The sequence below is a fragment of the Streptomyces showdoensis genome (assembly GCF_039535475.1).
Classification (GTDB): Bacteria; Actinomycetota; Actinomycetes; order Streptomycetales; family Streptomycetaceae; genus Streptomyces; species Streptomyces showdoensis.
The window spans coordinates 1-20794 of record NZ_BAAAXG010000016.1 but is presented as its reverse complement, the minus strand read 5'-3'; the positions used below and the strand labels follow the sequence as shown (position 1 = coordinate 20794).

General features: G+C 70.5%; 10 protein-coding genes and 1 pseudogene. 6 read left to right on the top strand and 5 right to left on the bottom strand.

The window, feature by feature from the left end:
• Nucleotide 1: 1 nt before the first annotated feature.
• The 4 genes from ABD981_RS10315 to ABD981_RS10300 all read left to right on the top strand — a co-directional run bounded on the left by ABD981_RS10315 (nucleotide 2) and on the right by ABD981_RS10300 (nucleotide 8631).
• Nucleotides 2-3355, top strand: coding sequence for an ALF repeat-containing protein (locus tag ABD981_RS10315; protein WP_131723883.1), 3354 nt, complete (start codon nucleotides 2-4; stop codon nucleotides 3353-3355).
• A gap of 122 nt (nucleotides 3356-3477) precedes the next feature.
• A complete protein-coding gene (locus ABD981_RS10310; protein WP_165590953.1) occupies nucleotides 3478-4995 on the top strand; it encodes a trypsin-like serine protease in 1518 nt (505 codons plus the stop codon).
• A 977-nt stretch (nucleotides 4996-5972) separates the two neighbouring features.
• Nucleotides 5973-7676, top strand: coding sequence for a DNA/RNA non-specific endonuclease (locus ABD981_RS10305; protein WP_240495283.1), 1704 nt, complete (start codon nucleotides 5973-5975; stop codon nucleotides 7674-7676).
• 34 nt (nucleotides 7677-7710) lie between these two features.
• Nucleotides 7711-8631: a hypothetical protein gene (locus tag ABD981_RS10300; RefSeq protein ID WP_046908746.1), complete on the top strand. Its 921-nt coding sequence runs from the start codon at nucleotides 7711-7713 to the stop codon at nucleotides 8629-8631.
• 247 nt (nucleotides 8632-8878) lie between these two features.
• On the opposite strand, the gene ABD981_RS10295 is transcribed toward ABD981_RS10300, so the two are convergent.
• From ABD981_RS10295 to ABD981_RS10280, 4 genes are all read right to left on the bottom strand, one after another.
• Complete coding sequence (locus ABD981_RS10295) at nucleotides 8879-10471, bottom strand: alpha/beta fold hydrolase (RefSeq protein ID WP_046908747.1); 1593 nt, start codon at nucleotides 10469-10471, stop codon at nucleotides 8879-8881.
• On the bottom strand, nucleotides 10468-11826 hold the full coding sequence (locus ABD981_RS10290; protein WP_046908801.1) for an alpha/beta fold hydrolase: 1359 nt from the start codon (nucleotides 11824-11826) through the stop codon (nucleotides 10468-10470). The genes ABD981_RS10295 and ABD981_RS10290 overlap by 4 nt, the downstream gene beginning before the upstream one ends.
• Before the next feature lie 558 nt (nucleotides 11827-12384).
• Nucleotides 12385-13356, bottom strand: a complete 972-nt coding sequence (locus ABD981_RS10285) for an alpha/beta hydrolase (RefSeq protein ID WP_046908748.1) — start codon at nucleotides 13354-13356, stop codon at nucleotides 12385-12387.
• Between the two features lie 62 nt (nucleotides 13357-13418).
• Nucleotides 13419-14414: an AraC-like ligand-binding domain-containing protein gene (locus ABD981_RS10280; RefSeq protein ID WP_046908749.1), complete on the bottom strand. Its 996-nt coding sequence runs from the start codon at nucleotides 14412-14414 to the stop codon at nucleotides 13419-13421.
• 513 nt (nucleotides 14415-14927) lie between these two features.
• Between ABD981_RS10280 and ABD981_RS10275 the strand changes: the two genes are divergently transcribed.
• Both ABD981_RS10275 and ABD981_RS10270 read left to right on the top strand, forming a co-directional pair.
• Nucleotides 14928-17693: a helix-turn-helix transcriptional regulator gene (locus ABD981_RS10275; protein WP_123954613.1), complete on the top strand. Its 2766-nt coding sequence runs from the start codon at nucleotides 14928-14930 to the stop codon at nucleotides 17691-17693.
• Nucleotides 17694-17755: 62 nt separating this feature from the next.
• Nucleotides 17756-18751, top strand: a complete 996-nt coding sequence (locus ABD981_RS10270) for an alpha/beta hydrolase (RefSeq protein ID WP_205628197.1) — start codon at nucleotides 17756-17758, stop codon at nucleotides 18749-18751.
• Nucleotides 18752-18925: 174 nt separating this feature from the next.
• Here the strand turns inward: ABD981_RS10270 and ABD981_RS10265 are convergent.
• Nucleotides 18926-19240: pseudogene (locus tag ABD981_RS10265) on the bottom strand (response regulator transcription factor); the annotation flags it as partial.
• Between the last annotated feature and the right edge of the window lie 1554 nt (nucleotides 19241-20794).

Here is a 20794-nt window from a genome sequence, read left to right as displayed (position 1 = left end):
CGTGCAGACAACCTTCTGGAGTCGTCGGCGTTTCGTCACCGTCGTGACAGCCACCGCGGCCGCCGCTTCCACTCCAGCCTTCCTCAGTCCACCGGCTCGCGCGGCCGCCACTTCCGGCGGAACCGGCGGCCTGCTCGACCTTCCCGACACTCCGCGGGCCCGAGCGGTGCGCGCCTACATGCTCGGCGGCAAGGCAACCCGGGCCGCCGCAGGCCAGGCACTGAGCGGCACTGACAGCGACATCTCCGTCTTCCTCACCGAGGCGCTTCCCAAGACGACGGCGGAGGACAACCGCGTCGCGGTGTTCTCGTACCTCGCCCGTGGCGGGAAGGCCATCCGCCGTGATGCCTCTGCTGCTCTCGACGGAGGCGACGCGACCATCGCGGCCTTCGTGCAGGCAGGCTATCGATCGGCCATCACCGAAGACCTCCGTGTCGCGACTCTCGCGGTGGTCAACAACGGTGGAAAGGCCGTCAGACGCGATGGCTCGGCCGCCATCGACGCTGGCACCCAGAGCGCGCTGGAGACGTTTCTGGCGACCGGCCAGTACACCGCACGACTCGAGGACATGCGCATAGAGGTCACGGCGAGCCTCGTCAATGCGGGGCCGGAGGTCACTAAGTACGCGAACCGTGCCCTCAGTGGCAGCGCCGACGACATTCAGTGGTACCTCGACACGGGCCAGCACATCGCGCGTGCCCGGGACCAAGAGGCGGCCTCGATCGAGCAACTCGTAGCCGTCGTGATGCGCGAGGCGCAGCGCGCCCAGGCCAAGACCGATCTCGCCGTCGAGGCGTCGGAACGGGCCGTCACGGCCGCGGCCAAGGCCAAGGCGGCGGCGGATACGGCCGCCGCCGAGGCGGCGCTGGCGAAGGACAACGTGACCAAGTCGGCCGCCGCGGCGACGAAGGCGGCCACGGCCGCTCAGGGCGCGGCCTCGGCCGCCAAGACGGCGATCCGCTCCTCGAACGCGGCGGTCGAGGCCTCGCGCCGTGCCTCCTCGGCGGCCACGGCCGCGTCCCAGGCGGCGGCCACTGCCGGAGCGGCTGCCTCCCGCGCCTACAACGCGGCCATCGCCGCCTCTAAGGACGCCTCCAAGAGTGGCGAAGCCAAGAACGCCGCGGTTGCGGCCCGCAACGCGGCCGCCCAGGCGCGCAACTCAGCCGCGGCGGCGGACCAGGCCGCCATCGCCTCACAGCAGTCGGCCAGCGCGGGTGCGTCGGCCGCCTCGGCCGCTCGCAACGCGGCCGCTGCCGCCACCGCCTCCGCCCAGGCCGCAGCGGCGGCCGGCGCGGCTCAGGGGCAGGCCGCGGAGGCCAAGCACCAGGCTCAGCTGGCCGGCACCGCCGCTCAGCAGGCGACCGACGCCGCGGTCGCGGCCCAGACCCTGGCCACCACCGCGGCCACGTCGGCGCGCGCCTCCCGTGACGCGGCGAATGCGGCGGCCGACCACGCGGAGAAGGCGGCCGCCGCCGCCGAGGAGGCGGTCAAGTACGCAGGTCAGGCCATCGACTTCGCCAACAAGTCCACCGCCTTTGCCGCTGAGGCGGTCAAGGCGGCCGATGCGGCCACCAAGGCCGTCATGGACGCCGAGAAGGTGGAGCAGAAGGCCCGCGAAGCCGAGTTCGCCAACCTGGAGGCGGACAAGAAGCAGGCCGTGCAGGAAGCGGCCGTGCTGGCCGCGGCGGACGCCGCCGACCGGGCTGCCGCCGCCGGCAGGCGAGCCCAGCAGCAGCAGGTGGACGCGGCCACCAGGGACGTGATCGCCCAGGCGGAGCAGGCTTTGAACGGCGGCGATATGAACCTCGCCGCCACGCTCGGCCGCAAGGCCGCCATCGCCTTGCTCGACGCGAAGGGCACCTGGACCCGCGAGGCGGCGCAGTTCGCGCTCTCGGGCAGCGACTGGGACGTCTACTCCTGGATCGACCTCGACCGCTCGCTCGCCGAAGCGCAGGACGACCGCGAGACCGCCCTGTACATCGCCCAGGTCTCCGACCCCACGGTCGCCGCCGCGGCCGCCGCGGCTCTGGCCAACGGCAGCGCGCAGGCGGTCGGCGACTTCAACACGTCAGGCGTGCTGAGGGCCCGCGCGACCGAGAACCGCATCAACATCTTCCGCATCCTGAACGCGAATCCGGGAAAGGCCGTCGCGCGTGCGGGCAACGACGCCCTCAACTCCAACACTCCGCAATCGCTTCAGAAGTTCTTCGACACCGAGCTGGAGACCGCGGTGCGGGAGGACGATTCCGTCACCGCCACCAATCTGCTGACCACCGGCGGCCCCTACACCCGCTCGTACTCCGAGGTCGCGCTGGAGGGGCCCGGCTGGATGAAGCGAGTCCTGGTCGACAGCCTCCAGCACAAGGCCGCCCAGCTCGACCACGACTCCCTGAGCCACCAATCGGCGATGAAGGGCGCGATTTCCGCCGCTTACAAGGTCGCGCTGGAGGCCCAGCGGGACGCGGCCCTCGCCTCCGAGGTCGCAGCGGTCGCCCGCAAGGCAGGTCAGGAGGCCCAGGAATGGGCGGCCAAGGCCGTCACCGCGAACCAGGAGGCCTCCACCTACGCCGGGCAGGCCAAGGCCAACGCCGACGCCGCGGACAAGTCGGCGGCTGATGCCCAGGCGTCCGCCGCCAAGGCCAAGACCGCGGCCACCACCGCACAGGGCGCTTCCCGCGCGGCGAACTACTCCGCCAACCGCGCCATCGATGCCGCGCGCAGCGCCGTGGCGTCGTCCGCCCAGGCCCGGGGCTCGGCGACCAGCGCACACAATGCGTCCGTGACGGCGGGCCAGAACGCCAACGCGGCAGCCAACGCGGCGAGTCAGGCCCGGCAGATCGAGCTCAACGTGCGCGCCCGCGAGGTGGCGGAAGCGGCCGCCAAGGCTGCCGAACAGGCGAAGAAGGACCGGGACACCAAGACCAACCCATCCGACGCTCCACAGAACGACCAGGTCAATCCGAACGGATCGCAGACCGAGGAGGAGCAGTGGTGGGAGGACGCGAAGTGGTGGGCTGACACCGCCGGAAAGGTCGGCACGGCCACCGGCCTTCTCGCGGCCGGCTTCGGTGTCGCATCCCTCTTCCTCCCGGCCGCGCCGATCACCGTCACCATCGGTGCCGTCCTCGCGGGCATCTCGCTCGTGGCCGGCGGCATCAGCGTCGTCGCCACAGGCATCGAGTACGGATTCACCAGCAGCGAGTTCATGAATTCCGCCGGAGGGTTCGCGCTCAACCTCATCACCCGCGGAGGCGGCGGCGTCGTCGTCCCGGCCGTGAAGTCCGTCGCGAAGAAGGCGGGCGAGGTCTTCGAAGACGTCGTGTCCCCGGTCCTCGCCGAGTTCGCCCGCCGATGACCGACTCGCCGGCCACTGAGCTCGTGCCCCGCCTCCGGCCCGGCCGGGGCCGGCTCCGGCCGGCGTCCACGCTCGATTGTGGGCCTCGGCTCAAACCTTCAGCATCTTTTCGGAGAGAACACATGTCACAGTTCACGAGACGCGCCCAGGTCTCCGCCGCCCTCGCCTTCGGTGCCGTGGGCCTGAGCCTGGTCGGTTTCCCTTCCCAGGCCTTGCAGGGCCCCGACGCCAACGCGGCCTACAACTTCACCGCTCGCATCCTCGTCGGCGACTCCGAGCGCGCCTGCACCGGGACGCTCGTCTCCCAGCGCTGGGTCCTGACCGCGGCCTCCTGCTTCGCCGCCGACGGCAAGCCCCCAGCGGGCAAGCCGGCCGTCGCCACCACGGTCACCGTCGGACGTACCAACCTGACCCAGACCACGACCGGCGCCGTGCGCAGCGCCGTGGAGCTCGTCCCGCACCCCAACCGCGACCTCGTCCTGGTCAAGCTGAACGCCGGAGTCGCCGGTGTGAAGCCCCTCGCCCTGGCCGCCACCCCCGTCACGCCCGGCCAGGCCGTCACGGCGGCCGGCTTCGGCCAGACGAAGACCACCTGGGTCCCCGATACGCTGCACACCGGTGCGTTCACCGCCACGGGAGACAGCTCCGCGAACGTCACCTTGGCCCCGGACGGCGACGCGGCGATATGTAAGGGCGATGCCGGTGGACCGATCGTGCGCACCAACGGCCAGACCCGAGAGCTCGTCGCGGTCGCCAGCAGGTCCTGGCAGGGCGGCTGCCTGGGCACCCCCGCCACCGAGACCCGTACCGGCGCCGTTGCCACGCGCGTCGACGACGTACGCACCTGGATCACCGGCAATGTCACCCCCGTCGCGGGTGACATGAACGGCGACAACAAGCCGGATCTCGTCGCCGTAGAGGACACCGGGAAGCTCTTCCTGTACCCGGGCACCGGCACCGGCGCGCTGGGTGCCCGGATCCAGATCGGCACCGGAGGGTGGGGCGGCGCCTCGGTGACCCATCGCGGCGACTGGACCGGTGACGGTATGGAGGACATCGTCGCCGTCGTCGGCGGCGAACTGCGCGTCTACCCCAACCGCGGCGACGGAACACTCGCCGCACCGATCAAGATCGGCACGCTGCCCACCACCGCCCGCATCGTCGGCGTCGGCGACACCACCCTCGACGGCCAGCCCGACCTCCTGGCCACCTACGACGACAAGCTCTACCGATACGCCGGCACCAGTGCGCCCACCCCATCCGTGAGCGCTCCGCTGCTCATCGGCACGGGCGGCTGGAACGTCATGACGCTGACCGCCCCGGGTGACGCGGACAAGGACGGGCGCGTCGACCTCCTCGCCCGTGACACCCGCGACGGCATCTTCTACAGCTACCTCGGCCAGGCCAACGGTACGTTCAGCGACCGCACCGAGTTCGGCCGCGGCTACACCGTCACCAACCGGCCGCTGATCGCCGGAGCCGCAGACGCCGACCGAAACGGGGTCGCCGACCTGTGGGCGACCGCCGGCGACGGCACCCTGAAGTTCTACAAGGGCGGCGCCGACATCCACGGCCCGATCGACGGCCCGAGCATCGAGGTCGGCAGCGGCGGCTGGGGCACCATCCAGTCCATCAGCTAGCCCGTTTCCGCTCGGATCCGGATGATGTCTCGCGCCGTGACGATCGCGGCGCGAGACGTCACGGAAAAGGTGACCAGAGCACCACGCTGGGGTCGCACTGAACACGACAGGCGTACGTTGCCCGGGCTGGCATCGGTGGCTGGTAGCCGGTAGGAGCACCGAATTCCGGGCTCGGCACCTGGGAGACCAGGATCGAACTCACCGCCCCAGGCGGTCGCAACCACACCAGCCGCCGATTCGGCCGTCCGAGGCGGGCTCCGTTGCTTCATGCCGTTCTGCGGCGTGGGCGGCACCGCCGGCACCCCACCTCCTCTGTCGGCCGAGACTGACGGCCCCACCCGGATAGTGCCGTCGCGTTCTTGCACGCGGGCGGTTCAGGGCTCACCCGCCGCGCGCCACCGCTTCCGCCGTGACCGTGACGTCTCCGTCGAGGTCGGCCGATCCGAGGGGGAAACCTCACCCTTCCCATTTTGATTTCGGCCGGGCGCATTCCCTTCCTGTCGGCCCGCCCACACATCGCGTTGCGACAGCGATCAGGGACAGGCCTGAGCCGGAAACCCAGTACCGAGTGAATTCGCACGTTTCACCAGACGGTTCAGCGACACCTGATCGCGTAGCCGATCAGGTGTCGCTGGGGTGACTTCCCACCGAGAGAAGACATGATTCCATCACGCGCGAGACGGATACTTTCCAGCCTCCTCCTTGTAGTGACTCTCACGGCGGCAGCGGCCGGGACCGCCACTGCCGGCAGTAGCCAGCCCATCCAGCCCGATTCGCAGACTTCCCCCGCCCGGAATGATGCTGAAACGTCGCCATCGAGCCGGTCGACGGATTCGTTCCTCCGTAAGGTCGGCAGAATCGCCTCGAGCGATCGGACCCACCTGCCCGCCCCGACCAAGACCCGCCCTGCCAAGGCGAGCTCCAAGGAGACTTGCGAGCCCACGCCGGCCGGATCCCGCGAGCGCAGGGCGGGCGCCGTGCAGGCCTGCGTCACGACGAGCACCACACCCGTGCCCCTGAGTGGGCCACGGGCCTTCGCTGCGCAGCCCTCCGCCGCCGACTCGGGCTCGTGCACGATCATCGACCCCGGCAAGTGGTGGTTCGGCCGCTTCGGATACTGCATCTACGGCCTGACCGTTCTGTACACGCTGAAGGACAGCAACGGCAAGGTGATCGGCACCGGAACGCTCAACGTGTCGAGCAGCGCCGTCCTGTCCGCCACGGACACCAAGTGGAACGAACTCGTCACGGTCACGATGACGGAGGCAACCGGGGCGGTCACCACCTTGAACGTCAAGTTCAGGGCCATCTGCACAGCCGGTTGCACGGTGACCAAACCCGCTCCGTGGCTCGGGACGACCGGGACCTTGATCAAGGGCAAGGTCGCCAGCGGCAACGTGTCCTACTCCTCCAGCCCGGCCGCCGGCACCAAGGTCGACTTCACCACGTCGTACGAGATGTACGTGACCGCTCCGGGTACCCAGGTCACGGACCCGAACGCCTCCTGGAGCAACCCGGAGAAGATCCGCTGCGACGACGCCGTCCGGGACACCACCAATCCCACCGGCACGCCTGCCCCCGGCTGTGTCGTGCCCGGCGTCATGCCGGTCGTCAGGATGAGCGATGCGCCGGGCGCCCCGGGCGCGGGGGCCGCAGCGGCCGGCTACCTGTGGGCGCAGAACAAGCTCGCCGACGGCTGGGGACGGGCCAAGCCGCTGACCCGGGCGAAGAACGACGTGGATGCCCGAGCCGCTCGGACCTGCGGATCCTTCAAGGCCCGCACGGACATCATCCCGACGGACACCTGTGACGCATTCCCTTTCGCGGCCACCCATGAAGGGGGACTGGACGGCGCTGTCTGTGCCGAGGTCATCCCGAGCTACAGCACCGGCGGGTGGGACATCTACGAACTCAAGGGAGATGCGAACGCGCCTTGCCTGCGCGCCCACGTCCCAGCCGCGGACAAGCAGGCTGCCGCGAGCCAGCTCTCCGAGGGCTACACAAGCCAGCGAGTGCTGGAAGCCGAACAGTTCAAGGTCGATGTCTCGGGTTCGACTGCCGAGCCGCAGGCCGCCTGCCTGAACAATGCCCCAGCCGGAGCGCTGCCGTCGGGCAACGGGTGGATCAGGAACAGCACGAATCCCGTCCTGCAGGTCAACAAGACCACCACGCCGCCCGGTCCTCCTGGCACTCGGGCGGCCACGGCACAGGCCTGCCTGGGCGTGGCGACCGGCGACGGCTCTCCCGCAGCGGGGGACATCACGGGCTGGCAGGACGCACAGGAGTTCGCCCGCCTGAACTCGCCGGGGACGCAGCTGGCCCGGTGCCATCTGATAGCCAACATTCTTGGCGGGAAGGGCGGAACCGCGGATGGCGGACCGGATAATCTCGTCCCCTGCTGGCAGTACGGGATGAACACCGGAACACCCAGCATGCGAACCTACGAAGCCGTCGCCCAGAAGGCCGTGAAGGAACCGAAGGACGGCGGAATCCTCGGCCCCAACGACGCCGTCTTCTACCAGGTGACGCCCGACTATCGGGACAGTTCCAGCACTATTCCCCAGGGGGTAACCATGACCGCCAGGGTCGAGCGCTCGGACGGAACCTCGCAGCCGCTGTTCCCGGACATCTACATCACCAACACCAAGGGCAACACCGGACTGCTGGACCTCGGAAACTAGCCCCAGCCCCGCATCACCGCCATCGGGAGCCAGAATGAGCCGTACCACCCCGCCACGCACGGTCGACGTCGCAGTGGTGTTCCCCCAACTGGCCCCGCTGGCACGCACGGCGACCCGTCTGCATCCCCGCCCCGGGTCACCGGCACCGCACGAGAGCTCTGTCGGCGGGCCATTTCTATGGCCCGCCGATGAACCGTGGCCGTACTGCCAGGAGGTACACGAATGGCACGACGGCCGGGTTGACGACTGGCCCGCAGGGTGGCACGAGGGACCGAACGCGATGCTGCCCCTGCTCCAGTTGTACGTACGCGACGTACCCCTGCTGCGACCGCCCGGGCAGGCTGACCTGCTCCAGGTGTTGTGGTGCCCCTGCGAGCACCCGCCGGAGCACAAGCCGCCGACCGCGCTGTTCTGGCGATCCTCGACCGATGTCACCGACATCCTCGCCACGCCACCAAAGACGTTCGCGGTGGAGTACGACGAGTACGTACCAGAGCCGTGCGTGCTCGCTCCGGAACAGGTCGCCGAATACCCCAACCTGCTCGAGTTGACCGACGAGTTGCGGCACCAGTTGGGCGACTGGAGCAGGTGGCAGGCAGCGGGGAGCGGTGTGGACAGCTCGTACGCCCCCTACCCCGAAGCGTTCTACACTAGCGAGCTGTCCGTGGCTCCCGGCTGGAAGGTCGGCGGCTGGCCCCCCTGGGGTCTTACCGATCCCGTCGCCCGATTCTGCACCGTGTGTGACTCGAGGATGGCCCCGCTGCTCACCATCTCCTCGAACGAATGGGACAGCAGTAATCACGGCTGGATCCCGTACGAAGACCGAGCCCTTGCCGAGATTCCCAAAGCCGGCGTGACGAACTCGCCCAGGGTTCAGGTTTCTCAAGGCAACCATCTGCAGCTTTACGTCTGCCCGACCTCCCCAGATCATCCGCACACGGACCTGATCCAATAGCGCTGGGCAGGTGGCCATCTGGGCCCTGCCCACTCGATCAGCGAACCCGCCGGGCCGGTCTCAAGGCCCGAGGCCGGGAGCCGTATCACGGCCTGGCACAGGGCGGCCTGGCTCATCATCACCATCCTGCTGATCATCCTTCAGGACGCGCACAGGTACGTCCTCGCCCTCGCCACATGACCGGCCCGGCCCGAAATCAGCCTCGAACTGCACAGATATGACCTTCTTCAGCACGCCGTAGGGCGGTCTACGGCGCAATCTCGAACGTGGGCGGCCGGAGCCCCGCGAGGCAACGCGTGTCCGGCGCGCCCGGACGGTCGAAGAACGCGACGGTGATCGTCTGCGCGCACGTCGAGTCGGCGAAGACCACGTGCGCGACGTACGGAACCGTCACGGCGGTCGACCGGCTCAGCGTCCGGGCGGCGTACGCCCCGTTGCTCGGAGCGGTCTGCGCGTCGAACCCGCCGGACAGGACGAGGGTCGGGATGTCGCTGTACGTCCGCTGCCGGACCGAGGGGTCCGCCGGGGGGACGTCCCAGGCGCGGCAGTCCGGGTGGAGCCAGGAGAGGAACGGAGCGTTGACCAGTACCGAGCGGGGGAACGACGGGAACAGGCGCCGCCCCGCCCGGACGATGTCGGCCTCGCTCTCGTACGGTGTCCACTCCCTGCAGAACACGCCGTAGGCGAGCCCGTGGGACGTCCTTCCGATTGCCTGCGGGCTGAGCTTGCCGCCCGCCCACTGCGCGGCGATCCGCTGCGGGTTGCCGTGGGCCAGCTCGTCGATGGAGCGGGGCACTCCGGCCGCCACATGGGTGGCCGAGGCCAGCCAGTTCACCAGGACTCCGCCGTCCAGCACGACCTTCACCGGCCGGGACCGGCCGGGAACCGTGACGCTGGTGGTGACCGGTCGTGCCTCGACCTCGCTCACGAGGCGCTCGAACGTGCCCTTGAGGTGCGGGTAGCGGTTGTTGCAGGCGGGCTGCTCCTCACAGGCCCTGAACAGGCCGTCGTAGCCCTCGCGTGCGGCCTTCCACGTCACGGCCCCGCCGGACAGAGCAGGCGGCAGCACGCCGTCGATGCCCACCGAGCGGATGCCCTCCGGGTGCAGGCGCATGTAGTGGAGCGCCAGGTTGGTGCCGTACGAGATGCCGAACACGTTCCACTGCATGATGCCGAGTGCCTTGCGCAGGGCGTCGTAGTCCGCGGCGCTCTCGGGTCCGTCGTAGGCGCTGGGGTCGGCCCCGCGGTTGACCACCCGGTCCCGGCACTTCCTCGTCTCCCGGACGTGCAGGCGTCCGGTGGACGGCGCGCCGAAGGCGAGGCCGAGGGAGTCCGCGGCGAACTCGTCGACGTTCGGGCAGGTGAGCTGCGGGTCGGCCGAGTAGGTTCCGCGCTGGGACATGAAGATCACGTCGCGGTCGCGGTTCAGGCCGCCGGCGACCGCCATCGGGATCTCGGAGACCGCGTCGTCACCCGGCCCGCCCGCGAGCCACACGATCGGGTCGGACGCCGGTCTCCTGCCCACCGCCGGGATGATCGCGACCGCGAGGGTGATCCTTCGCCCGTGGCGGCGGGAACGGTTCTCGGGCACGGTGAGCGTTCCGCAGTGCGCGCGCGCCAGATCGGGGATCGGGTCCGCCGTCCTCGGGCAGGGGCCCGGCTCGAAGTGGCCGCCGCCCGCCGTCCGGGCAACCGTGCCGAGCGGCGCTCCGGCGCCGGACTCGGCCCGGGCGGGCAGCGCGGCGAGGCCGACGACGAGGGCGCCGGCCGTGGCTCCGGCCAGCACGGCCGGGAGCCGGCGCGAGGGACGCGCGGGCCGGCGCGGGGTGGGGGACGTCATCGGGTCTCCAGCTTGGGTGTGATGGTGAAGGATGCCGGCGTGAGTCCTGCCACGCAGCCGGTGTCGGGCGCGGACGGACGGGTGAGGAAGGACGCCAGGACGCGCTGCGCGCACGGCGACTGGGGGACCACGAAGTGGCCGATCCCGGGGATCGGCACGGCGGTCGAGCGGGGCAGCGTACGGCCGGTGTACGGTCCCCAGCTCGCCCCCGTCTTCGCGTCGAAGGTTCCGGAGATGATCAGGGTCGGCACCGTGCTGAAGGTGGCCACCCGCTGGATCGCGGTGCGGTCCGGGACGTTCCAGACGCGGCACAGGTCGTACTCGAAGGGGAGCTGCGGCGCGTGGGCCAGGACCGTGTCCGGCCAGCCGGGGAACGCCCGGCGCCCGGCCTCCAGGACGTCGGCCTTCGTGAAGCCCGGCGCCCATTCGCCGCACGCCACCGAGTGGGTCAGACCGTGCGCGAACTCGCCGATGGCGGGCGTCGCGCCGGCCGCCTGGGCCCGGGCGAAGCGCTCCGGGTTCCCGTGGGCGAGTTCGTCGAGTGCCGCGGGGACGTCGACCGACGGCAGGGCGCCGCCGTCCGAGACCAGCAGGTTGACCAGCGTGCCGCCGTCGAGGACGACCTTCACCGGACCGCCGCCTCCGGGCGGCTGCACCGTCAGCCTCAAGGGGTTCGCCTCAAGGCGCCGGACCTGCTCGGTCAGCGTGCGGGAGAGCTCCGGGTAGCGGCTCTTGCAGGCCGGCTGGGCCTCGCATGCCGCGAAGATCGCACGGATTCCCTCCTGCGCGCTGTCCCAGGCCCAGGGCAGGCTCACGATCTGCGGCGGCACGACCGAGTCGATCGTCACCGAACGGATCCCCTCGGGGTACCGGCGCAGATAGGTGAGGGCCAGGTCGGTCCCGTAGGAGTAGCCGTAGACGTTCCACTTCCTGATGCCGAGTGCCGTGCGCAGGTCGGCGAAGTCCGCGGCGTTCTCGGTGGTGTTGTAGTTCCTCAGCCGGACTCCGTCCGCCGTCAGACGGTCCCGGCACTCCTCCGCGGCGCGCACCAGGAGCCGCCCGGTCGAGGGTGCGTCGTAGCGCAGCCCGACGGCCTTCGCGTTGAACCGGTCCATCTCCGGGCAGGCGAGGTTCGGCTGCGAGTACAGCGCTCCGCGCTGGGTCATGACGATCAGGTCGCGGTCCCGGTTCACGCCGGAGCCGACCAGGAAGGGGATGGCGCTGATCGCCTCGCCGCCGGGGCCTCCCTCCATGAACACCACCGGGTCCTGCGCCGGAGCCGCCGACACGGCCGGAACGACGGCGACCGTGAGCCTGATGGTCCGTCCGTCGCGGTGGGCCCGGTTCTCGGGCACCTCCAGGGTTCCGCAGTCTCCGGGGACCGGCTCGGGCGTGGCCGGGCAGGGACCGGGGACGAACCGTGCCGGACCTCCCGGACGGGGTTCGACGGCGGGGGGCGACACGGCACCGCTCGGCGTCGTGCCGACCGCGCCCAGGAGTGCCAGACCGGCCGCGACGACCACCGTCCCGGCGGGCGACCGCCGGGCGGGACGTGGCGCGCGGGACCGCAGCCTCCGCCTTCGTACGCGCCTGCCGCTCCCGCGAGCGAACGGCAGGCAGTCTGTTCCGACGTCCTGTTCCGCCATGTGGTCCCGTCCTTCCGAGGACCTCGGCCGCGCCGAGACCCGACGACGATGCGGCGCGGCTCCGCGCACCCCGTGCGGCGGGGCCGTCCACCGCCAGGCCAGCCTCGGCCGCCGTCAGGACCCCCACCACCGGGGCGCGCCAGTCGGAGCAGTCCGCGTACATCTCTCTGCGCCGGCCGCCCCGGGTAACCGCAGCGGGGGACCTGGGACCCGGAGTCGGCAGGATCCCGCGTCCGAGGTCGGCCGACCCGTGCCGCTCGCAGCGGGTCAGGCCGGGTGGAGCGCGCCGTGGAGGGTGTCGACGGCCAGAGCGATGGCGGTCCGGGCCCCTTGCGTGGGGCGCAGAGCGTGGAGCATCACGAAGTCGTGGATGACGCCCTGGACGCGGACGGCGGTCACGGCTACGCCCGCGGCGCGCAGCTTGGCGGCGTACGCCTCGCCCTCGTCGCGCGGGACGTCGGCCTCTGCGGTGATGATCAGCGCCGGCGGTAGGCCGAGGAGCTGGTCGGTGGTGGCCCGCAGCGGGGAGGCGGTGATCTGAGCGCGGTCCGCCTCGCCGGGGGCGTACTGGTCCCAGAACCACTGCATGGCGTCGCGGCGCAGGAAGTGGCCGACGGCGAACTGGTGGTAGGAGTCGGTGTCGAAGCTCGCGTCGGTGACCGGGTAGAACAGGACCTGCTGGAGCAGAACCACGTCGCCGCGCTCCTTGGCCATCAGCGTCAGCGCCGCGCTCATGTTGCCTCCCACGCAGTCGCCGGCCACGGCCAGTCGCGTCCCGTCCAGATCCTTGTCGGCCCCCTGGGCGGCGATCCACCGGGCGACGGCGTAGTTCTGCTCGATGGCCACCGGGTAGCGGGCTTCCGGTGAGAGGGCGTACTCGGGAAAGACCACTGCGGCACGGGCGCCCACCGCCAGCTCGCGGACCAGCCGGTCGTGGGTGCGGGCGTTGCCGAAGACCCATCCGGAGCCGTGGAGGTAGAGGATCACCGGCATCGGACCGGTGGATCCCGTCGGCCGCACGATCCTCGCCCGGACACGGCCGGTGGGGCCACCCACGACGGTGACCCACTCCTCGTCGACCGCCGGGAGTTCGACCTCAGCCGACTGGACCTCGTCCACGGCCTTGCGGCCTTCGACCGGATCCAGGGTGAACAGGTACGGCGGGTGGGCCGTCGCCGCGGCGAACGCCAGGGCCTCGGGTTCGAGCAAGGGCTCGACACGAGTCGTCGCATCAGACATCCGCAGCTCCTCGCGAGGGGGAACACCTTCCTGATCACCACGCTAGAGGCGGCCACCACGGGTCACTTTTCCGTCGGCGCACCGTGGCTGTCACCGCAGTGTGCTTCGGACCGACCTTGGAGTTGCCATGCACGCGGCGTCATACCGTAGGCCGCGCGAAAGACCCGGCTGAAATGACTGGGGCTCACGAAACCCCAGCGCTGGGCGATTGCCGCCACCCCCGCCTGCGCGGCCCTGGGCCGGAGGAGTTCCCGTCGGCACCGCTCGAGTCGCTGCGTCCGGATCCACCCTCCCAAGGTCTGGCCCTCGAGCTGGAACAGTTTGTGCAGGTAGCGGACCGACATGAAATGCGCGTCGGCGATCGTGGACGGTGACAGGTCGGGATCACCGAGGTTGCGCAGGACGTGTTCCTTCACGCGCTCAAGAGAGGCGGCGGCGACAGGCGACCCCTCGGAAGCCGAGCGTCCGCGGCGCTCGTCGATGAGCATCACCATCAGATCGAGCGCGGTGGCGGAGACCCGGCGGCCGACACCCTCGTCGAACCCCTCGGCTTCACGCGCCACGCGCGCGAGATAGGTCGCCAGCAGTGCGGCGCTGCCCTCCTCGCCGGTGAAGGTGGTGGCGGTCAGCGCCCGCAGATCCGCGTCCCGCACGGGAAGTTCTTCGCGAGGGAAATGGAACGAGGTGAAGGCGAATTCCTCTTCGAGTTTGATCCTGAACAAACGGGACGAGTCACTGATGGAGAATTCACCCGGCCCTATGACGGTTTCCCTCCCGTCCTGCTCCTTCGTCGCGGTGCCCCGTTGCTGGAGGCTGACGATGAGCGACGCGCGATCGTCACGCGCGATGTGGCGCTTGGTGCGCCTCACTACCTGTGGTCCCGCTTGAACACGGGAGATGTCCAGGGTGCCGAGCCGGTTGCTGACGATCTTTCCGGGCGACGGCTCCCGCTCCAGCAGATTCACGTCCATCGGCATGAAGGTGCCGGAGACCACCTCGTGCCAGCGCTCCGCCCGGTCGGCAGCTGTCAGCGGCGCGGTGGAGAGAACAGTGGGCACGGACTTCCTCCTGGGACGGGCACGCGGTTGAAGATCCGTACGAGCGTCGCTCGCCTGCGCCGCCGGCGTGGAACCCGCTCGTCGGGGCCGGACTGCAGATCGGATCTGGCTGTGCCCCAGCCTGCCGGGAGACCGGGGCGGGCGCATCAGTCGGTCGACTGGTCCGTTCCTCACGCCCGGCAGCGGGTCACGTTCCGCTGGGGCGAGCAGCCTTCGTCCCAGGGCGCCACTCCGACTCCACGTCATACGTGCCGTCTCCACGCCTCACGCGTGGGGACTCGTCTTGGCGTCTCGGCAGAATGGGCCTCAATTCATGGCCCCCGATGAGGCAATAGTATGTTCTTTCTTCCGGTTGGCGGAGCCGGGAGCGCGGTGCACTTCCGATGCTGCCGATACGGGGGAATCACACCATGAACGAGCCGACCGGGTCTGGCTGCGTGCCCGCTCCCCGGCCGTCGTCAACGGCGGCGCACCGTGGGAATTAGGCAGAGCACGACGAGCCGACCGGAGCCCGTGGGCGGGCTCACGGGCCGGGAAACGGAAGTCGACCGGATCCTGGACGCGATCGCGCGAGGTCGCAGCACCCCGCGAGCCCTGCTCGTCACCGGCGAGGCGGGGAGCGGCAAGACTTCGCTGCTGGACGTCGCGGCCGAGCACGCCCGGGAGACCGGAGCGCAGGTCCTGACGGCTCGAGGATTCGACGGCGAGTCGGAGCAGTCGTTCGCGGCCCTCCACCAGTTGTTGCTTCCGCTCATTCCAGGCGCTGCCGATCTCCCCGGCCATCTGCGGGAGGTTCTGGAGACCGCGTTCGGCCTCGCCCCGATCACCAGACCCGCAGAACCGATGGTGCTGCGCGTCGCCGTCCTCACGCTGCTGGCCGAGGCCTCACGCCGTCGGCCCGTCGTGATGCTGGGCGACGACGTTCAGCTCTTCGACCGGGACTCCCTCGACGTCCTGGGGTTCGTGCTCCGCCGTTTCGCAGCCGAGCCGGTGACGGTTCTCCTCGCAGCCAGGGGGCTGACGGCTCCCGACCCCGCCGTCGCACACCTGCCCGTCCTGTCACTGGGACCGCTGACGGTCCAAGCAGCGGCCCGCCTGCTGGACGCACAGCCCGATTCCCCCACCGGCAGGGCCCGGACCGAGGTTCTGGACCAGGCCGACGGCAATCCCCTCGCCATCATCGAACTGTGCCGTTCCGTGCGGTCGGGCAGCCCTCTCGGCCAGGCCGACGGCAGACTGCCCCGGACCCAGCGGATCCAGGAGATGTTCGCCGCCCAGCTGCGCGCGCTGCCGGCCGTCACCCAGCGGATGGTGCTCTACGCGGCTGCCTCCTCGGACCAGGAGGACCTGCAGACCCTCATGTCCGCGGCGGGAGTCGACGCGGACCTGTCCGTATGGGCGTCAGCGGAGGAGGCCGGGCTGATCACGATCGCGGGTCGCCAGGTGGGTTTCCGCCACCCGCTCGTGCGCGCGGGCGCCTACCAGAGCGCCCCGGCACACCTGCGCCAACAGGCGCACGCCGACCTCGCGGCCGCGCACAAGGACGATCCGGCGCGCCAGGCCTGGCACCTGGCCGCGGCCTGCATCGGCCAGGACGAATCCGTGGCGGCGACGCTGGAGGACACCGCCGAACTCGTCGAACAGCGTGGCGGGTTCTACGCGGCCGCACGAGCCCTGGAACGGTCCGCCGAGTGCAGTCCCGCCCCCGAGGATCGGGCACGCCGCTACGCCAAGGCATTGCGAGCCGCCAACAACGCGGGCGACACTTTTTGGGTACGCGAGCTCTACGCCAAGGTCACCGCCCTGACCGAGGACCGCGACCTGCTCGGCGTCGCCGTGAACGGGGCCGGTCTGGCTCTCTCCATGTCCGGCCATCAGCGGGAGGCGTTCCAGCTCCTGATGGGCGCCCTGGAACCGGACCTGCCGCAGGACGCCAGGACGACCCTCGCGGTCACCGCCGTGATCGGCGCGGTCGCCTTCCAGTCGGGCCTGCCCGAGGTCAGGCGCCCCCTGGTTCCCCTCCTCGACGCCATCGAGACCGGTACCGTCAGTACGCCCTACTCCGAGCTGGTCGCGGACGAGGCCGTCAACGCCCTGCGGGCCGTCATCCTCTGCGAAGCGGACCCGGTCGCGAACGCCCCCGCCCTGCTGAGCCGAACCAGGCGGCCGAGCCTGCTGGAGCCGCTGACGGGCATCGCGGAGATGATCCGACTCCAGACGCTGGGGGCGGTCGCCTGGTGGGCCGACGAGTCCGACCTGTGCGTGGACACCTTCCGTCGGGCGTTCGCCATGCTCCGCTCCTACGGAGCCATCGGAACGGGCGCGATCGCCCTCTCGGCCATGGGCTCCGCCCTGATCGACGTCGGGCGCTGGGCGGAGGCCGACGAGCTCCTGGACGAGGCGGCGACCCTGGCGGCCGTCCAGAAGATGAAGCACATCGAAGTCGACATCGAAGCCCTCCGCGTCACGCTCCAAGCCCTGCGAGGAGACTCCACCGGCGCCGGGATCCTGACGGACCCCGCCTGGACGGCGCTCGACCTGGAGGAGAACACCGCCACCCACGCACGCCTGCTGCGCGCGGCAGGCACCGTCGCCGCGGCGGCGGGAGACCACGACGGGGCGCTGCGCCACTTCCGGCGGCTGTTTCACCACGACGGGACCCCCCTGCACTACTTCCTCTCTCAGGCATCCATCGTCGACCTCGCCGCCGCCGCCCAGCGGACCGGCCGGCAGACGGAGGTCGAGCCCGTCGTCGCGGCGGTACGCACGGCACTGCGGCCTCATCCGACCACCCGCATGACGCTGCTCCTGCACCACGCCACCGCGCTGGTCGGCGACCCCGCGCAGGCTGAGCACCACTTCCGGCTGGCGCTGGTCAACCCGGCCGGCGACCAGTGGCCGCTCGCCCGTGCGCAGGCCCGGCTGCACTACGCCCAGTGGCTGCGCCGACGCCGGCGCCCACTGGATGCCCGCCCGATCCTGGCCTCGGCCATGGAGGCGTTCTCCCGGCTCGGTGCCGCCGCTCTGGCCGACGAGGCGCGCGCCGAGCTTCGGGCGAGCGGTGTCGCCGCACCGTCCGACCGACCCGATCCACTGGCGGAACTGACCGCTCAGCAGCAGCAGATTGTACGGATGGCCGCGCAGGGCCTGGGCAACAAGGAGATCGGGGAGCGGCTCCAGCTGTCCCCCCGCACGATCGGCTCGCATCTCTACCAGGTGTATCCGAAACTCGGCGTCAGCAGCCGCCACCAGCTGCGTGACGTCCTCGCTGCCCAGTGACCGAACGCAAGCCGTCCGGCACACAGGATTCCGTTCGCTACGAGGAATGAGAGGTGAGGCGCGTGGATGACGAGCCCGCCACCGACGGAGGCGGGCCCGACCGCCCGGCCGTGGTCCTCGACCCCGTCGTGCAGAAGCTGGTCGACGCCTCGGCGGACCCGCCGTACCTGCATCAACTCGGCCCGGTCGACGGCCGCGAAGCACTCCTGGAAGCCCAGGGGCGCCTGTTCGACGACTTCGGGGTGGACACCGAGTTCTGGGCGGCACCTGTCGGCCCCTCCGGACTGGTCGGCTTCTGGACCTTCCGCCCCGCGGCGCGGAGCGGCCCCCTCCCCATGGTCCTCTACGTCCACGGGGGCAGGTGGATGCTCGGCGACGCACAGACCCACACCCGGATGATCTGCGAACTCGTGACCGCCAGTGAGGCCATGTTCGTGGTTCCCGAGTACACGCGCACTCCCGAGGCCCGGTACCCGGTAGCGCTCGAAGAGCTCTACGCCGTCCTCTCCTGGCTGACCGACAACGCCCCGGACTTCGCCCTGGACGCTCGGAGACTGGCGGTGGCCGGCGACTGCGCGGGTGCCACCATGGCCACGGCGCTCACCCTCATGGCCAAGCAACGCGGCGGTCCCCGCCTGCGCGCACAACTGCTCTACTACCCGACGACCGCCCCGCACTGCGACACCGCCTCGCGCGCACACTTCGGGTCCGGCTACCTCCTCACCACCAAGGCCCTGGAGTGGTACTGGCAGCAGTACACGGACGACGACGGGGAACTTGCGCAAGCCACGGCCGCCCCGCTGCGGGCGACAGCCGCCCAACTCGCCGGCCTGCCTCCCGCACTGGTCGTCACGGCCGAGGCCGACGTCGTCCGGGACGAGGCGGAACAGTACGCATGCCGGCTACGGCAAGCAGGCGTGGCCGTGACCGCCGTCCGCTACCTCGGAACGGTCCACGACTTCGCGTCGCTCAACGCTCTCCGCGACAGTCCGCCCACCAAAGCCGCCATCCGCCAAGGCGGCGCCTACCTCAAAGCCGCTCTCGCCGCCGGCCAGTGACAGCCCGGAACCGGATCGCCCGTGGGCAGGCGGGGACGAGGGCCGGGCGCTGCACGAAACCCTGAGGAGGGTTTCGTCTGAGCCCCTTGAGGTGATGCGTACGCCGCCCGCAGGGCTGAGCGGACTTAGAGGTGAACGAGCGGCGGGTGTCCACCACTTCGGGGCGCGTCTCGGTCAGGTCCCGTTCGATGCCTGCTGGTCCGGGTGTTGCCGACCTCCGGCGAGGACCAGGCCTGTCTCGTAGGCGAGTATGACCAGTTGCGCGCGGTCACGGACGCCGAGCTTGGAGATCGCGCGGGTGACGTGGGTCTTGGCGGTGAACGGGCTGATGAAGAGCTGTGCAGCGATCTGTTCGTTGGACAGGCCGGTCGCGATCAGGCGGGTCACTTCGCGTTCCCGCGGGGTGAGCACGGCGAGCTGTTCGCCGGTGTCGGCCGGGGTTGCCGGGCGGTGCGCGAACTGCTCGATCACCCGTCGGGTCGCGCCCGGCGGACCCCCTTCTGGAGTGAACCTTATGGGCATAAATGGACCAGTTCCGGACAAGGCAAGCGGGAGAATCGTGCCGACAGGCCAAGAGCATGCGTTCGAAGAAGGACAGTCGTCCCAGCGCGCCGCGCGGGGCTAAGGATCGCTGGCAGGGTCTCTCGACGACGCCCATCGTGAGGCCGAGGACCGACTAGACCGGGACACGAGCGCCTTACCGCCGTTCTGTGATGAAGGCGCATAGCCGGGACGCCGGGTGCGCCTTCGCGGTTTCCGGCCGGGGCGGGGTCCATAACCGGGGGCGGCGCCCCTCGCGGGGTTTCCGTACTGTGGCCCATGCCCGTACTCGAACGACTGCGATCCACCACGCGGCCGCCCTCTCGCGTTCGATGCTGGGGAACAGGGCCTTTCTTCGCCGCCTCGTGCCCGACCGTGGCGACGCGTGTACTTCGAGGCTTCGACGCCGGGGGCCACCGTGGGCGCTGGCTCGACGAGCGGAGAGCGGGGGGATCGCCTTCCACGTGCTGGTCGCGGGACGGGGATATCCTCGGCCGGTTCAACCTGGTGGACCATGGACGTGCAGGGCGCGGGAGCTTTCGGTGTACCGGCTCGTCGGAGAAGGCCACTCGTGGGCGGTGGCTCGCGACCCTGGGTGCGCGAGCTGTGCCGGTTTGGCCTCGGGGATACGGGCTGAGCCGGCTCACCGCGAAACGACCCTCGGCAATGGGTCCGTTCGGGCGGTGCTTTGTGTGCCGGGTCGGCTTTGGTTGCGTGGTGTCGGTAGGTGACCCTGCCAGTCGGCCCGCGGGGGCAGCGGGGGCTTTCGTGGCTGATGCCTGGGGGATGTGGTCTACGAGCTGGACCTCGGCGGCACTTCGGCCGGGAGTGGGTCGCGGCAGCCTCCTCGTAGCCGGGTGGGCTACGCGGCGGGGGTCTCGTCGAGCGGTGCGCAGGGCGATGTGCTACGGCGTCGTCGAGCTGGTCGTTAATCGCCCCTCGCCCAGTCGATCGGTGGCGCAGAGCTGTGAGGGGTTCCGGGCTCACCCGTGGTTCTCGTGCCAGCCGTACTTCGGGGAAACCAGGCCGAGTGTTCCCAATGCGTCACGGGTGTGATCTGGGTGCACTGTCGCCGAGCCGTGTTGCGGCCCCGTCTTCGCCGACGACGCGCCCCAGGTGCGCTGGCCGACCACCGCGTCCCGAGCCCGAGCAGCTTGAACGCGCGGTGATCATGTCGCCGTCGGAGGAGTGGCCTCCGTCGGCGAGGGCGACGACCGGGGTCCGCGCGGGCGCGTTGTGAGCCGTACGAGACTGGCTGGGCTGTTGCGGGTGAGGTCCCAGCCCAGATCCGCCGTGGTCAGGCTTCTCTAGTCACCAGCTCGCTGATGTGGTCACAGTCCGCGGCGTTGGCAATAGCCCGGACGTCCGTACGATCGGGCCGGCCGGGAGACGCTCCATTTGCTTCAGGGCGCGGTTTGAACTGGCCCAGCCGGACCGCGCCATGTCGGGGATGTGCAGATGCCGCAAGCGGCCGCATATCACACGTGAGGTGTATCTTCTCTC

What these genes read in the sequence shown, in the direction of transcription:
- ABD981_RS10295 (WP_046908747.1), bottom strand. Translation starts at nt 10,471, where the DNA reads ATGACGTCCCCCACCCCGCGCCGGCCCGCGCGTCCCTCGCGCCGGCTC.
- ABD981_RS10310 (WP_165590953.1), top strand. Translation starts at nt 3,478, where the DNA reads ATGTCACAGTTCACGAGACGCGCCCAGGTCTCCGCCGCCCTCGCCTTC.
- ABD981_RS10300 (WP_046908746.1), top strand. Translation starts at nt 7,711, where the DNA reads ATGAGCCGTACCACCCCGCCACGCACGGTCGACGTCGCAGTGGTGTTC.
- ABD981_RS10285 (WP_046908748.1), bottom strand. Translation starts at nt 13,356, where the DNA reads ATGTCTGATGCGACGACTCGTGTCGAGCCCTTGCTCGAACCCGAGGCC.